Raw genomic sequence first — 14,571 nt, forward strand, 5'->3', positions numbered from 1 at the left:
TCACGCCTCCAGGTCAGCCAGGACGGTCGGCAGTATCCCGGCGGCCTGGGCGACCGCGGCGGGGGTGGTGTCCAGGTGCTCCAGCAGCCCGTCGACGTACGACACGTCGACCCGGACCTTCTGCACGCGCCCGTCGACGTCGCGCATCACGAACTCGCGGAAGCCGAGCCGGTTGGCCGATCCGCTGTCCGCCTGGGAGAGCGAGGCGAGTGTCGCCTCGTACCCGTCGTCGACAGGCACCCGCAGCAGGCGCAGCGCCTCGGAGGCGATCTCGCTGTCCTCGGCGATCCGGCCGACGAAGACGGTGGAGACGAGGTTCTGCACGTCGAGGCCGAGGATGTCCTTCGGGTTCTGCGACGCGACGAGCGCGGCGAGGTTCCACTTGCGGGAGTCGCGGGCGAGCCGGACCAGGAACGACCGCCCGGACCGCCAGCCCTCCATGAAGTGCGCCTCGTCGAGGCCGACGAGCTTCCGGGAGGACATCGAACCGCCGTAGCAGCGGCGTACGGCGAGCCGGTGCGCGGTGTGCAGCATCGGCAGCGCGAGCGCCTCCTCGGCCGACCAGTACTCCCGCTCGATCTTGAGGTCGGGGAGCCGCAGGCCGGCCATGGTGATGACGGTGAGTGCGGCGTCGGCGCCGAGCAGCCCTTCCGGCGGCCGGCCGAAGAAGAGCATGGCCAGCGGCATCTCGGCGGTGTCGAGCAGCAGGTGCGCCAGTTCGCGGCCGGCGTCGTCGTCGAGCCCTTGGAGGCAGGTGACCACGTCGTCGAGCGTGGAGGTCTCCTCGGCGGGCACCTGGCGTACGGCGTGCCGGAACAGCGTGGCGGTGGACGCCTCCCGGGCCACCTGCGGCGGCACCAGCATCATGCAGATGTCCTGCACCAGCATCCGGCGCTCGGCGCGGGCGTTCGACACGGCGATCTCGAACTCGCGGTCGCCCGCCGCCCCGGCGCCGAACTCGCTGCGCAGCGGCGTCGGGATCAGCGCGTACGGCGCCAGCGTGCCCTGCTCCGAACCGGTCAGGTTGAGCACCCGGGAGTACGGGGCCAGTTCGGGCATCGCGCAGAGCCGGGCCAGCGGGCCGGACGGGTCGAGCAGCGTCACCTGCACGCCGCGGCGGGCGGCCAGGTAGCCGAGCGCGCCGAGCAGTGTCGACTTGCCACCGCCCGGCTCGGCGACGAAGACGGCGAGGCCGGAGCGTTCGCGTACCTCCATCGGGAAGTGCAGGTCGAGGAAGACCGGCCGGCGGCAGGTGCCGGCGGTCCGCCCGATCAGGTCGCCGCGCCGGTCGCCGACTGTGGACGCGGCCTGCGGCAGCGCGGCGGCGAGCAGGTTGACCGGCATCCGCCGGACGTAGCCGGTGTTGGCGATCGGCTCGCCGGGGATGAACTCGCGGGCCAGCCAGTCCTGGTTCTTCGGGTGCTGGAGCGAGATGCGCAGCTCCCGGGAGTAGAGCTGGATGAGCCGCCGGGCCCGTTCCAGGCACTCCTCCCGGGTACGCCCGCCGACCGCGATCCGGTGCCAGCCGTGCGCCCGGGCCGAGTCGACGGGCAGGCCGGTGGTCATCTCGTCGCCGATCACCAGCGCGCGCTTGGCCAGGCGTTCCAGCTCCGGTGGCGCGTCGATGCCGTGCTCGGCGTAGTCGAGCTGCTGGGAGCGGATCATCCGGAGCCGGTGTTCGAGGTTCCGGAAGGAGTCGTTGGGGCCGAGGATGTCGACCCGGGTGGACAGCTCCATGGGCCAGGGCAGCCGCTCGTGGAAGTGCAGCCAGGGCTCGTGCCGCTCGGGGATCTCCAGCGGCTCCATCCGGCCGACGGCGAGCACCGCGACGTGGCGTTCCTCGCCGGTCATCCGGTTGACCAGCTTCACCGTCGAGCCGTACGGGGTGCGGTAGCGCTCGACCTGTTCGGTGAGGGCCAGCAGGTCGCCGCGTTCCCACCGGCCGTTCGTGATCGGGGACAGGACGCCGGGCGGCGCCATGCACAGCGCCACCGACCGGTAGAGCAGCCATTCCAGTTCCGGCGCGGTGACCCGGCGCCCGCGCATGCCGAACGCGCCGAGGACTTCGTCGAACTGCTCGACGGTACGGCTCAGCCGGCGCCGCTCGCCGTCGGCGGTGCCCCGGCCGAACGTGCGCAGCAGGCGTTCGGTGAGCGAGTCGCCGAGTGACCGGCGGGCGAACGTGACACCGAGGTAGGTCTGGCCCTCGGCGTGGTTGACCGCCATCAGGTGCCGCTGGGCGGCGACCAGGTGGTCGGCCCAGCCGGTGGTGCCCGGTACGTCGGGCAGCGGGGCGGCGGTGTGCGCGTCGATGGTGCGGGCCCACTCGTCGGCCGGGAAGGGCCGGGTGGTGCGGCGCAGGTGCAGCCGGAACCCGGCGAGTCCGGCGTACTGCTCGGAGATCGCCGAGAGCAGGGCCTCCCGTTCGGCGTCCGGCCGGAACGCCCACCGCACCTCGGGCAGCCAGTACCAGGCGGTCACGGTGTTCGGGGTGAAGGTGAGGTGGCCGGCGATCTCGGTGATGGCCAGCTCGACCGACGGGTCCCGGTCACCGAACTTGATCTTCGGGGCGCGGACCCGGACCGGCTTCGTCGGCCGGTTGCGGCGTTCCGGCGTGCGCTGCCGGGGCGGCGCCACCTCGCGTCCTATGGAACGGCCGACCTCCCGCGACGGTGCCGCGCCGGCCGCGAGCGGGTCGGCCGGAGCGAGATCCGGTTCCCGGTGGTCGGCGGGAGCAGGCGCGGGCACGGGAATCGGCGGGGGCGGCGGGAGCGCCGGCTCGGGCTCGGCCGGGGGCCGGAGCGCGGGCAGCCGGTCACCGGCCTGCTGCGGAACCCGGCTGCGCGACGGGGGCGGCGGCGCGAGCGCGGCCGGCGGGTCGGGCAGGGAGGGCTCGACCGGCAGCGGTGCGGCGTGTGCGGGCTCTGGCCGGGGGCGCCCGACCGCGCGTACCCCAGGGGTCTGCTCGCGGACCGGTGGCTCCGGTTCGGCCCGGGGTGCCGGCTCTATCGGCACGGCGGGCTGGTGCGGGATCGGCAGGGGCTCGCGGCCGACGCCGCGGCGGGGCGGCGCCACCACCGGCTCGACCGGTGCGGGCGGCGTGGACGGGACGGGCCGCCGCCGGGGCTGCGCGCCGCCGAACAGGTCGAGGAAGGGGGAGTCGATGTCGCCGTCGGGGCGTGCCGGCTCACGCGGGGTGAGCGGGCGCGGCGGCTGGAAGACGCCGACGCGGCTGTGCGCGGGGCTGGTGACGAGCGCGCTGTCGAGGACGACCTCGTCCAGATCCTCGTCCGGCGGGTAGTCGAACGATCGCGCACGGTTACCGTTGGGCCCAGCCGGGCGCCCGGCCGGGGAACCCGGCGTGGAAGAGCGACTCATGCGACCGCCTCACCCGCGTCGTTCGTCTGCACGGTTGTCGTACGCCCGGTCATGCCAGTTCCTCCCGGATCCTGATCCGGCTCGCGACGAGCCGCGGGTCCCGCTGCTCGGTGGCCGGTTCCCGGGTGCGTCGCCAGTCGGTCAGCGCGGTCCGGATGACCATGCGCGCGGGCCGGTCCGGGTCGACGTACCGGAAGATGAACGAGGTCGTCACGATCGCCAGCGAGATCTCCCAGGCGGGGAACAGCTCGACCTGGAGCGTGAACAACCAGTGGATGAACATGTAGAGGGGTACGAGCAGCATGAACAGGCCGTACTGGGCGTACGGCAGGTGGACGGGAAGGGTGTACCCGGGCGGCCCCAGGTAGACGAGGCGTGCCCGGTAGATGTCGTCGTCGGTGCGCAGCCGCATCGTCGCCCAGCGCCCTACTCGAAGATCAGGTTGATCAGGTAGTCGCCGACGAAGAAGAGTGTGGCCGCTCCGGCGATGAAGGCCAGGCCGATGATGGCGATGGCGGAGCTGGTCAGCACCTTCGAGATCTCACCCCGGCTGGCCCGGCCGATGAAGATCACCCCGAGGACCGCGAGCAGGATCGGCGCGATCTTGCTGGCGAAGAAGGTGACGACGTTGTCGGTGTCGATGCCCTTCGGGGCCGGCTCGGCGAGTGGAGTCGACGCCAGGGTGTGGAGCGCGTGGTCCACGGCACTGGAAGCCGTTGCCATGAGCTCGATGGCGATCACTGGAAACCTCCCCAAGGTCGCGGCCGGCGGCGCCGCGTTGGTGCAGTTAGGCAAGCCTGGCGGGATGGTGCTCGGCAGAGACAGCGCCGTCAACGCTGAGTCCGTCACCCACCACGCAGAGTGGTGAGTTTTGGGGGGATTCTTCCCGCTTCGGCCCTCCCTCCAGGCTTCGCCATCTCGATGCTGGGCAATTCCAAAGCGTACGGCCCGGCCACCTTTGCGACAAGCCGTGAAGAGTCGACCCCCGAGTGCCTCGATGACCGATCGTACACCTGTTCCAATGCGCACGTCAGGGGTGCCGCGTCGGGCGCTCGCCCGGTGGCCGGAAGCCCTGCCGGCGAACGGTACTGTCGGGTCCGTGACCGATCTGGTACGGGCGGAGCCCCCGGTGGTGATGGGCGTCCTCAACGTCACGCCCGACTCCTTCTCCGACGGCGGCAGATACGCCGATCTGGACGCGGCCGTCGCACACGGGGTGCGACTGCGCTCCGACGGCGCCGACCTGGTCGACGTGGGCGGCGAGTCCACCCGGCCGGGCGCCGACCGGGTCGACGCGGAGACGGAGACCGCCCGCGTGCTGCCGGTGGTCCGCGAGCTGAGCGCCGCCGGCATCCGGGTCAGCATCGACACCAGCCGCGCCCGGGTCGCCGAGGCGGTCCTCACCGCCGGCGCGTACCTGGTCAACGACGTCTCCGGCGGCCTCGCCGACCCGGACATGGCCCGGGTGGTCCGCGACGCCGGCTGCCCCTGGGTGCTCATGCACTGGCGGGGGCACTCCCGGGGGATGCGGGAGCTGGCCGCGTACACCGACGTGGTGGCCGAGGTCCGGGACGAGCTGAGCCGGCGCGTCGACGCCGCGCTCGCCGCCGGGGTGGCCGCCGACCGGATCGTCGTCGACCCGGGCCTGGGCTTCGCGAAGACCGCCGCGCACAACTGGGCGCTGAGCGCCCGCCTGCCCGAGCTGGTCGACCTGGGTTTCCCGGTGCTGTTCGGGGCCAGCCGCAAGTCCTACCTCGGCCGGCTGCTCGCCGATCCGGCCGGCGAACCCCGGCCCACCGCCGGCCGGGAGGCCGCCACCGTCGCGACGAGCGTGCTCGCCGTCGCGGCCGGCGCCTGGGGGGTACGCGTGCACGACGTCCGCGGCACCGCCGACGCGCTCGCCGTCTGGCGCGCCACCGGCAGCCCCCGGCTCGCCGTCGCGACCGGCGCGCGGTGGGCGAGCACGCCGCCGGCGGAAGCGGCCACCGGCAGGCGACAGGCGGAGGCGGCCACCGGCGGCACCCGGCCGGCGGAAGCGGCCACCGGCACGAGCGGAGGCGACCGATGACCGACCGGATCGAGCTGACCGGCCTGCGCGCGCACGGCCGCCACGGCGTCTACGACTTCGAGCGCGCACAGGGGCAGGAGTTCGTGGTCGACGCGGTGCTGGAACTGGACCTGGGCCCGGCCGCGCGTTCGGACGAGGTGACCGACACCGTGCACTACGGCGAGCTGGCCGAACGCCTGGTCGCGGTGATCACCGGCGAGCCGGTGAACCTGATCGAGACGCTCGCCGACCGGCTGCTCGCGGTCTGCCTGGCCGAGCCGCTGGTGGCGGCCGCGACGGTGACCGTGCACAAGCCGGAGGCCCCGATCCCGCACGCCTTCCGGGACGTGGCCGTCACGATGCGGCGTACCCGATGACCCGGGCCGTGCTGTCGATCGGCAGCAACCTGGGCGACCGCCTCGGCCACCTGCGCGGCGCGGTGGCCGCGTTCGGCGACCGGGTGCTGGTGGTCTCCGGTGTCTACGAGACTCCACCGTGGGGGGACGCCGACCAGCCCGCGTACCTGAACGCGGCGGTGATGGTCGCGGACCCGGCGGCGGCGCCGGAGGACTGGCTGGCCCGCGCCCGGGCCGCGGAGGCGGCGGCCGGGCGCGCCCGCGACCCGGAGCGACGGTACGGGCCGCGCACGCTGGACGTGGATGTGATCGCGGTCTGGGACGAAGCCGGTGAGCCGGTGCTCCGCGACGATCCCGAGCTGACCCTGCCGCACCCCCGGGCCCACCTGCGCGCCTTCGTGCTGCGCCCGTGGATCGACATCGAGCCGCACGGCCGGCTGCCCGGGCACGGCTGGCTGACCGACCTGCTCAACGCCGAGCCGCTGGCCGGGGACGCCCTGGAACTGAGCCCTCGCCCCGATCTGACGCTAGAGTCGGACGCATGACCCGGTGGATCGTGGCCCGGCAGTGGCGAGCTGAGGAGGTGCGGTGAGCACCGACCGCTCCCCGCAGGGACCCGACCGCTTCCGGATGGGCCCGACCCGGGCCTCCACGCTCGTGATGGCCGGTCTGGCCGCCGCCGCGGTGGCCTGGCTGCTGATCAGCGGCTTCTACTACGACTTCGCGCCCGACCTGCCCTGGCTGCCGGTGATCACGCTGGCCGGGCTGGCCGTGCTGGAGGGCTACGCGGCGGTGAACACCCGGGGCCGGATCGAGCGGCGGCCCGGCCGGGAACCGGTGAACCCGCTGCTGGTCGCCCGGTTCGTGGTGCTGGCCAAGGCGTCCGCGCTGGCCGGGGCCATCTTCGCCGGCTTCTACGCCGGCCTGACCGGCTGGCTCTTCGTGGAACGCACGAACGCGGCGGTGGGCGATCGCCCCGCCGCGCTCGGCGGCCTCATCGCCGCGCTGGCGCTGGTCGCGGCCGCGCTCTGGCTGGAACGCTCCTGCCGCGTCCCGGAGCAGGAGGACGACGAGGACCGCGAGCCGGGCGACCGGGAGACGCCCCGCGGGCGTCTCTGAGGGTTCCCCCCACCCCGGCCCGGCGGTACCGTCCCTGGCGACCGGAGAGCGACGGCCGCCACGGTCCGCCCCGCCCGTGGGCCGGACGCGGCCACCTGGGGGAGGCGCGAGCCAATGGCGTACGACGATGCGGGCCGGACAGCGCCGCCGGAGACGTCGTCCGGTGTGCCCGCTGCCGTACTGGAGAACGTCTTCGACGACCCGGCGCACGGCGAACCCGGCCGGGACCGCATCGCGGTGCACGTGCTCTGGGAGTTCGTGCTGCTCGCCGGGCTGGTCGCGATGGCCTGGCTGCTGTGGCGGGAGGACGCGGACGCGCTGCGCGGCGGCGCGCTGAAGACGCTGCTCGTCGACGTCGCGGCGCTCGGGCTGCTCACGCTCGCCGCCGGCCTGAGCCTGCGCGCGGGCGCGGTGAACCTGGCGATCGGCCCGGTCGCACTGGCCGCTGCGCTGCACTTCGCCGAGCAGAGCGACCGGGGCTTGCGGGAGGCGCTGCTGCCGGCGCTGGCGGTGGCGGCGGCGGCCGGGCTGGCGCTCGCCCTGGCCGTGGTGGTGCTGCACGTGCCCGGATGGGCGGCGAGCCTGGCCGGGGCGGCCGGCGTGATCGTCTACCTGGAACGGCGGGCCGGCCCGGTGACGGTGCAGGGTGACTACGACCCCCGTCCCAGCGCGCTCTACTTCTTCGTCGGCTTCGCCGCGGTCGCCGTCCTCGGTGGCCTGTTCGCCGCGATGAAACCCGTACGCCGGCTGATCGGCCGGTTCCGCCCGGTCGCCGACCCGGCCCGGCGGCGCGGCGCGGTGGCCGCCACCGTGACGGCGCTGGCGCTCGTCGGGTCCACGGTGCTGGCGATGCTCGGCGGCGTGCTGATCGCGGCGAACGGGGACGGTGAGGTCGCGCCCGGCACCGGACTGGACTGGACCGTGCTGGCGGTCGGCACGGTGATGCTCGCCGGCACCAGCGCGTACGGGCGCCGCGGCGGCATCTTCGGCACCCTGTTCGCGGTCTGCCTGGTGGTGGTGTTCCTCGCCTGGACCGTCCCGTACGGCTGGACGGTCAGCCGGTGGGCGCTGGGTGCCGCCGTGCTCGGCGTGGGCCTGCTCGTCACCCGGCTGGTCGAGACGTTCGGCCGCCCCCGCCCGGCGGCGACCGCCGGGACCGGCCCGGTCCGTCCGGCCCGGGACGGCGGGTTGAGCGGCGGCTGGACGATGACCCCGGCACCCGAGCCGGCCGACACCTGGCCGTCGGTGCTGCCGGTACGCCAGCACGACACCCCGGTGGAGGCATGGGAGGCGCCGCGCTGGGACAACGAGCCCCGGCGCTGGGACGCCGACCGCTGACCGGCGGCCGCCGTGCGTCCGGCGCGCCCGGACTGATCTCTCCGGTTAGGCTCGGCGGCATGACCGATACTCCCGCCCCCGGCGGCCGCACCTTCGACGAGCTCGACAAGCTCTCCACCGAGGAGCTGCGCGAGCAGGCGTTCCACCTGGCGCGCGAGCGCCGCGACGTGGGCTTCTTCTGGTCGGTCCTGCGGCACCTGCCGAACGCGGACGAGGCGGCCGCCCTGGACGGCGCGCCGAACTCGGTCGGCCCGACCATCGACGAGGCGAACGCGCTCTGGCGTGAGCTGACCGGGCACGGCTACGAGGAGTCCGCGCCGCTGCTGCGCGCCGCCTTCATCGACTACCTGATGAAGCACTGAGGTCGATGACGGACCGCCGGCCGACGACGGCCGACCGGTTACGCAGGTTTGCCCGGCGGGACCGGCCGGGAACTGACCGCCGCATGGCTCTGAGCAACCGCCCCCGCACCGTCTCCCGGTACGGCTCGGCCGCCGGCACCGGCACGCTTGCCGCGTTCCTGCTCGTCGCCGTCGGGGGCAGTCCGATGTACGTGGACTGGGCGCAGCGCGGCACCGACCCGACCGGAGCCGGTGGCTGGTTCCTGCGGCTGCTCGCCTGGCCGTCCTGGCGGTGGCACGCCGACGAGGGTGTGTTCGCCACCAACCTGCGGGCGATCCTGCTGATCGTGCTGGCCGCGGCGCTGCTGTACCTGCTGCCCGGCCCGCAGGCCGACCGCGTGACGTCCTCGGGCAGCCAGTTCCTCTCCGGCTGGGGCGCGTACGCGCTCGCGGGCGGGCTCAGTGCCCTGCTCGCCACGCTCCTCGGCCCGCACGGCTCGCTGTTCGCCGCGTTCCAGGCGGCCAGCACCGGCGTCACGTACGGCTTCTTCGCCGGCTGGATCGTCGGACTGGCCAGCCTCGGCGGCCGGGCCTGACCTCAGTCCACGGCGCCCGGCGTCAGCAGCCGGGTCCGGGCGAGCAGCCCCACCGCCCGCCCCTCCTCGGTGACGACCGCGTGCTCGGCGCCGGCGGTGAGCAGCGCGCCGAGCGCGTCGTACGCCGAGTCGCCGAGCGCCACAGTGGGCAGGCCGGTGCCGCCGTCGGCCGGGAGCGGGTCGAGCACCGCGCGGGTCACCGGGGTCACCGCGAGACGCCGGATGCCCCGGTCGGCGCCGACGAACTCGCGGACGAAGTCCGAGGCGGGCGAGCCGAGCAGAGCGGCGGGCGTGTCGTACTGCTCCAGCCGGCCGCCCTCGGACAGCACAGCGATCCGGTCGCCCAGCCGGACCGCCTCGTCGAGGTCGTGGGTGACCAGCACGATCGTCTTGCGTACCTCGGCCTGCAGGCGCAGGAACTCCTCCTGGAGGCGGGTCCGGACGATCGGGTCCACTGCCGAGAACGGCTCGTCCATCAGCAGCACCACGGGATCGGCGGCGAGCGCGCGGGCCACCCCGACCCGCTGCCGCTGCCCGCCGGACAGTTCGTGCGGGTACCGCCGGCCGAACTGCGCCGGGTCGAGACCGACGAGTTCCAGCAGCTCGCCGACCCGGTCCCGGGTTCGCTGCTTCGGCCAGCCCAGCAGCCCCGGCACGGTCGCCACGTTCGCGGCGACGGTCTGGTGCGGGAACAGGCCGACGTTCTGGATGACGTAGCCGATGCGGCGGCGCAACGCCACCGGATCGACCCGTGTGACGTCGTCGTCGCCGAGCAGGATCCGCCCGTCGGTCGGCTCGATCAGCCGGTTGATCATCCGCAGCACCGTCGACTTGCCGCAGCCGGACGGGCCGATCAGCACCACAAGTTCGCCGGCCGCGACCTCCAGGCTCAGCTCGCGTACCGCCTCGGTGCCGTCCGGGTAGCGCTTGCGGATGCGCTCCAGCGTGATCGACGCCGCGCCGCCTCCGGCGGTGCCTCCCGGGGTACCGTCCACGTGTGTCCCTCCACCTGAGCTACCGGGCCGACCCGGGTAATCCGTGGTTCTCCTGGCAGTACGTGCGGGACAACTCTGACACGATCCTGGCCGCGTTGCGGGAGCACACCTCGCTGACCGCCCGGGCCGTGGTGATCGCCGCGCTGGTGGCGCTGCCGCTCGCGGTGCTCGCGTACTGGTTCCGGTCGCTGTCGGCCCCCATCCTGGCGGTGACCGGGGTGCTCTACACCGTCCCGTCGCTGGCGTTGTTCGCGTTCCTGGCGCCCTACCTGGGCATCGGCGCGATCACCGTGCTCACCGTGGTGGCGCTGTACGCGTTGCTGGTCATCGTGCGCAACGCGCTGGCCGGGCTGACCCAGGTGCCGCCGGAGGTGCGTGAGGCCGCCGAGGGCATGGGGTACGGCAGGTGGGGCCGGCTGTTCCGGATCGAGCTGCCGCTGGCGCTGCCCGGCATCCTCACCGGCGTACGGCTGGCGACCGTGTCCACTGTCGCGCTCGTCACCGTCGGGGTGGTGGTCGGCCGGGGCGGGCTCGGCCAGCTCATCTTCGCGGGCTTCCAGAACAACTTCTACAAGGCGCAGATCATGACCGGCACGGTGCTGTGCGTGCTGCTGGCGCTGGTGCTCGACCTGGTGCTCGCGGGCGTGGGACGCCTGCTCACGCCCTGGCTGCGCGGGAGGTCCGCCCGGTGAACCCCGTCGAGCAGGCAGTGGTCTGGCTGAACGACCCGTTGAACTGGACCAACCCCGGCGGCGTGCTGGACCGCCTCGGCGAACACCTGAGCATGTCCGCGCTGGCGGTGCTGCTGGGTTGCCTGGTGGCCTGGCCGATCGGGCTCTGGCTCGGGCACAGCGGCCGGGGCGGCGGGCTGGTCCTGCTGGTCTCCAACGTCACGCTGGCGATCCCGACGCTGGCGCTGCTGACCATCCTGCCGCTGACGTTCCTCGGTTTCGGCCGGCCGGCCGTGGTGGTGGCGCTCGCGGTCTTCGCGGTGCCGCCGCTGCTGGCGAACGCGTACACCGGGGTGCGGCAGGCCGACCCGGAGGCCCGGGACGCGGCCCGGGGGATGGGCCTGTCCGGCGGGCAGGTGCTGCGTCGGGTGGAGCTGCCGCTCGCCGTGCCCTACCTGGCGGCCGGCTTCCGTACCGCGGCGGTGCAGGTGGTGGCCACCGCCGCGCTCGCCTCCTTCGTCAACGGGGGTGGGCTGGGCCAGATCATCCGGGCCGGGTTCGGGCTCGACATCGCCGCCGGCGGGGGCCAGATCATCGCCGGCGGGGTGCTGGTGGCCGGGCTGGCGCTGCTCGTCGAGGGGGTGCTCGCGCTGGTGGAGCGGGTGGTCACGCCGCGCCCGCTGCGCCGCGTACGCAGGCGGGCGAGCCGTCGCGCGACTGCTGCCACGACCGGCGGCTGAGCCGTCGGTGACGATCAGGTGACGAAAACCGCTCCGAGTTTGTCGGTCGGGTCCGGAAGATATTGGCTGGAGTCACGGGTGGTCGTCCGGATCGCCCGTCGGACACGCGGCCGGCCCGGGAGGGTCGCGCCGGGACACGGAAGGCGGGCACTGATGCGCGCGCGTACGACACTGGCCGCGGGGGCGCTCGGCGCACTCACCGCGGCTGTTCTCCTCACCGGCTGCGGTGACGCCGGCTCGTCCGGCACCGACGCGCCCGAGCAGGGCGCCTCGGGAGCGGGCTGCGCGCCGGTGGCCGGCGACCAGCTCGTCGTCCTGACCGACGACAAGAAGCTCCAGAACACCGACAACGTCATCCCCGCGATCAACGCGAAGGCGGCCACGCCGCAGCTCGTCGCCGCGCTGGACAAGGTCTCCGCGAAGCTCGACACCCCGAAGCTGATCCAGCTCAACCGGGCGGTCGACGTCGACCGCAAGACGCCCCAGGTCGCGGCGCAGGAGTTCGCCTCCGCCAACGGCGTGACCGACGGGATCGAGAAGGGCCCGGGCGGCCAGGTCACGGTCGGCTCCGGCAACTTCAGCGAGAGCCAGACCATCGCCGAGCTCTACAAGATCGCGCTCACCGCGGCCGGCTACCAGGTCAAGGTGCAGACCATCGGCAACCGGGAGCTCTACGAGCCGGCCCTGGAGAAGGGGCAGATCCAGGTCGTCCCGGAGTACGCCGCCACCATGGCGGAGTTCCTCAACACCAAGGCCAACGGCAAGGACGCCCAGCCTGTCTCCTCGCCCGAGCTGGACAAGACGGTCGCGGCGCTGAAGACCGAGGGCGACAAGGCCGGCCTGGTCTTCGGCCAGCCGTCCCAGGCGCAGGACCAGAACGCGTTCGCGGTCACCAAGGCGTTCGCCGACAAGTACGGCGTGTCCACGCTCTCCGAGCTGGCCGACAAGTGCTCCGGCCAGGCCACCGTGCTGGCCGGGCCGCCGGAGTGCCCGCAGCGGCCCAAGTGCCAGGCCGGTCTGGTCGAGGTCTACGACTTCAAGGCCGGCTCGTTCAGCTCGCTGGACGCGGGCGGCCCGCAGACCAAGAACGCGCTGAAGACCGGCTCGGCGAGCGTCGGCCTGGTCTTCTCCTCCGACGCGGCGCTGGCCACGAGCTGACGCACCACCGCCGGCCAGTGCCTCGCGTGCCGGCCGGCGGCACGGCTGCCCTGTTCGACGGGCCGCTCATCGAGTGGTGCCGACCCGTTCCCCTCCGGTGGAACTCTCGGTAGTCTGCTCAGCCATGCCCGCCTCGGTCGCGCCCGCCGACAGGAGCACGCCCACCCTGCTCACCGTCCTGTTCTGGGTCGGTGTGGGGCTGGCGCCCCTGGCCGCGCTCATCCTGCTGATCGCCGACGGCAACGGCTCGCTCCGGTTCGGCGCCGTCCTGGCGATCCTCGCCGTCGTGCTCATCGGTCTTTCCATCGCGCTGCGGCCGGAGAGCGGTTCCGGGGGCGCGGCCGCCGAGGAGATGCGCGAGGAGTTGGCGCAGCTCCGGCGGGAGCTGCGGGCCGAGATCGTGGCCGCCGCCCAGCGCGGCAACCAGGCTCTTGACCAGGCACGACGGGCCGAGGAGGTGGCCGGCGCGGTACGGCACCGGCTCGACGCGGCCGCCGCCGGACTGGCCTCCGCGCCGACGTCCGCCTCCGTGCCCGCGTCCGCTCCGGTGCCCGCGTCCGGGTCGGAGCGCCCGAGCGGTGCGGCACGGGTGCCGGTCACCGGCACGCCCGACGCGGGCCGCGCACACCCGGTTGGCCGGGACGACGACGAACCGGCGCGGCCGGCGTACTCCGGCGGCCGCTACGGAACCGACCACGACGCGGAGCCGCCCCGGGCGGGCCACCACGACGCCGACCCGTCCCGGGCAGGCCGCTACGACGCCGACCCGCCCCGGGCAGGCCGCTACGACGCCGACCCGTCCCGGGCAGGCCGCTACGACGCCGACCCGCCCCGGGCAGGCCGCTACGGCCCCGACCCGGCACGGGCCGGTCGGCACGACGCCGAGCCGGCGCGGCCCTCGGTGCGTCAGGACCGGCCGGCGAGCGGGGTGTACGGCGCGGCGCCGGTGTCCGAGCCGGTCGCCCGGCCGGAGACCCGCCCGGTCGGCGTGGTCCACCACACCGAGACGGTGCACGTCACCACGCGGCACACGATCGTCGGCGGTGGTGAGCCGACCGGGACCCGGTACGGCGGATTCCCCGGCGGCTGGCCGGACGAGGACCGGTCCCGGGGCACGGACGCGGCCGACCACTGGCGCGCGGGACAGCGTGACCCGGGCCGGGACGACCGGGCGGGCCGTCGGGCCGCGGACGACGGTGGCTGGGGAACCGGGTCCGGCGACGGCGGACACTCGTGGACCGACCCCGGGCGCCCGGCTGCCGAGCATCCGTGGGCGGGTGTCGGCCGGGCCGCCGGCGGGGAACAGGGCTGGTCGGCGCGTACCTCCGGGGGCGGTTGGTCGACCGGCCACGACCAGGACCGGACGGCGGTCGCGGAGGACCAGCGGCCCTGGTCCCGCGGAGGCGACGACCGGGCCGGCCGGGCGGCGGCCGGCGTCCCCGCCTGGCCGGCGGCCGCAACAGGCGCACCGGCCGGGCCGGACACGACGGCCGGCCGGGCGGCCATCGATGGCGACCAGTGGTCCGAGATGCGTGCCGGCAACCGGTGGGCCGCGGTCCGCGACGACGACGCGGGGCGGGAGATCCGGCTCGGGGAACGGCGGGCCGCTGTGCACGCCGACGGCGGCGGTACGGAGTACCGGGTCGAGGACCGATGGGCGGCCGTGCGCGGCGGCAGGACGGACGCGAGCGGGCCGGATGGACCGGACGCCCGTTGGTCCGGGGAGAGCAGTCCGGCGCTGCCGGCCGGTGGGGTGCCGGTGCCGGACGAGTGGCGGGCCCCGGCGCAGCGCAGCGGCCAGCCGGAATGGCGCCAGCCGCCCCCGGAGTGGC

Annotated in this window: 15 protein-coding genes; 11 read left to right on the forward strand and 4 right to left on the reverse strand. The window is 74.5% G+C overall.

Features of this window, described 5'->3' with window-relative positions; all coding sequences use genetic code 11:
* Genes Q3W68_RS26660 through Q3W68_RS26670 form a run of 3 tightly spaced genes read right to left on the reverse strand, consistent with a single transcriptional unit; the run spans position 1 to position 4,119 of the window.
* Positions 1-3,378: an ATP-binding protein gene (locus Q3W68_RS26660; protein WP_302908060.1), complete on the reverse strand. Its 3,378-nt coding sequence runs from the start codon at positions 3,376-3,378 to the stop codon at positions 1-3.
* 49 nt (positions 3,379-3,427) lie between these two features.
* On the reverse strand, positions 3,428-3,790 hold the full coding sequence (locus Q3W68_RS26665; protein WP_013288977.1) for a hypothetical protein: 363 nt from the start codon (positions 3,788-3,790) through the stop codon (positions 3,428-3,430).
* A 14-nt stretch (positions 3,791-3,804) separates the two neighbouring features.
* Positions 3,805-4,119 carry a hypothetical protein gene (locus tag Q3W68_RS26670; RefSeq protein WP_013288976.1) on the reverse strand — a complete coding sequence of 105 codons (315 nt, stop codon included), beginning with the start codon at positions 4,117-4,119 and terminating at the stop codon, positions 3,805-3,807.
* Between the two features lie 358 nt (positions 4,120-4,477).
* Between Q3W68_RS26670 and folP the strand changes: the two genes are divergently transcribed.
* From folP to Q3W68_RS26705, 7 genes are all read left to right on the forward strand, one after another.
* Positions 4,478-5,446, forward strand: a complete 969-nt coding sequence (gene folP / locus Q3W68_RS26675; RefSeq protein ID WP_302908061.1) for a dihydropteroate synthase — start codon at positions 4,478-4,480, stop codon at positions 5,444-5,446.
* Positions 5,443-5,802, forward strand: coding sequence for a dihydroneopterin aldolase (gene folB / locus Q3W68_RS26680; protein WP_043327897.1), 360 nt, complete (start codon positions 5,443-5,445; stop codon positions 5,800-5,802). The genes folP and folB overlap by 4 nt, the downstream gene beginning before the upstream one ends.
* A complete protein-coding gene (gene folK / locus Q3W68_RS26685) occupies positions 5,799-6,326 on the forward strand; it encodes a 2-amino-4-hydroxy-6-hydroxymethyldihydropteridine diphosphokinase (protein WP_302908062.1) in 528 nt (175 codons plus the stop codon). Before folB ends, folK begins: the two co-directional genes overlap by 4 nt.
* Positions 6,327-6,411: 85 nt before the next feature.
* Positions 6,412-6,900, forward strand: a complete 489-nt coding sequence (locus Q3W68_RS26690) for a DUF3180 domain-containing protein (RefSeq protein ID WP_302908075.1) — start codon at positions 6,412-6,414, stop codon at positions 6,898-6,900.
* A 114-nt stretch (positions 6,901-7,014) separates the two neighbouring features.
* Entirely contained in the window at positions 7,015-8,238 is a 1,224-nt protein-coding gene (locus Q3W68_RS26695; RefSeq protein WP_302908063.1) for an ABC transporter permease, read from the forward strand.
* A 59-nt stretch (positions 8,239-8,297) separates the two neighbouring features.
* Positions 8,298-8,600, forward strand: coding sequence for a hypothetical protein (locus Q3W68_RS26700; RefSeq protein ID WP_091425717.1), 303 nt, complete (start codon positions 8,298-8,300; stop codon positions 8,598-8,600).
* Positions 8,601-8,683: 83 nt separating this feature from the next.
* Complete coding sequence (locus Q3W68_RS26705; RefSeq protein WP_151501347.1) at positions 8,684-9,175, forward strand: hypothetical protein; 492 nt, start codon at positions 8,684-8,686, stop codon at positions 9,173-9,175.
* Positions 9,176-9,177: 2 nt separating this feature from the next.
* Here the strand turns inward: Q3W68_RS26705 and Q3W68_RS26710 are convergent, their stop codons facing one another.
* Positions 9,178-10,170: an ABC transporter ATP-binding protein gene (locus tag Q3W68_RS26710; RefSeq protein ID WP_302908064.1), complete on the reverse strand. Its 993-nt coding sequence runs from the start codon at positions 10,168-10,170 to the stop codon at positions 9,178-9,180.
* Positions 10,171-10,172: 2 nt separating this feature from the next.
* Between Q3W68_RS26710 and Q3W68_RS26715 the strand changes: the two genes are divergently transcribed.
* The 4 genes from Q3W68_RS26715 to Q3W68_RS26730 form a co-directional block, all read left to right on the forward strand.
* On the forward strand, positions 10,173-10,862 hold the full coding sequence (locus Q3W68_RS26715) for an ABC transporter permease (RefSeq protein ID WP_120572798.1): 690 nt from the start codon (positions 10,173-10,175) through the stop codon (positions 10,860-10,862).
* Positions 10,859-11,581: an ABC transporter permease gene (locus tag Q3W68_RS26720; RefSeq protein WP_302908065.1), complete on the forward strand. Its 723-nt coding sequence runs from the start codon at positions 10,859-10,861 to the stop codon at positions 11,579-11,581. Before Q3W68_RS26715 ends, Q3W68_RS26720 begins: the two co-directional genes overlap by 4 nt.
* A 153-nt stretch (positions 11,582-11,734) precedes the next feature.
* The gene (locus Q3W68_RS26725) at positions 11,735-12,739 is read left to right on the forward strand and encodes a glycine betaine ABC transporter substrate-binding protein (RefSeq protein ID WP_302908066.1); all 1,005 of its coding nucleotides are present in this window, start codon (positions 11,735-11,737) and stop codon (positions 12,737-12,739) included.
* Between the two features lie 124 nt (positions 12,740-12,863).
* On the forward strand, positions 12,864-14,571 hold a 1,708-nt coding region (locus Q3W68_RS26730; RefSeq protein WP_302908067.1), incomplete at its 3' end, for a hypothetical protein.

The sequence above is a fragment of the Micromonospora sp. C28ISP2-4 genome (assembly GCF_030519385.1).
GTDB classification, from domain to species: domain Bacteria; phylum Actinomycetota; class Actinomycetes; order Mycobacteriales; family Micromonosporaceae; genus Micromonospora; species Micromonospora tulbaghiae.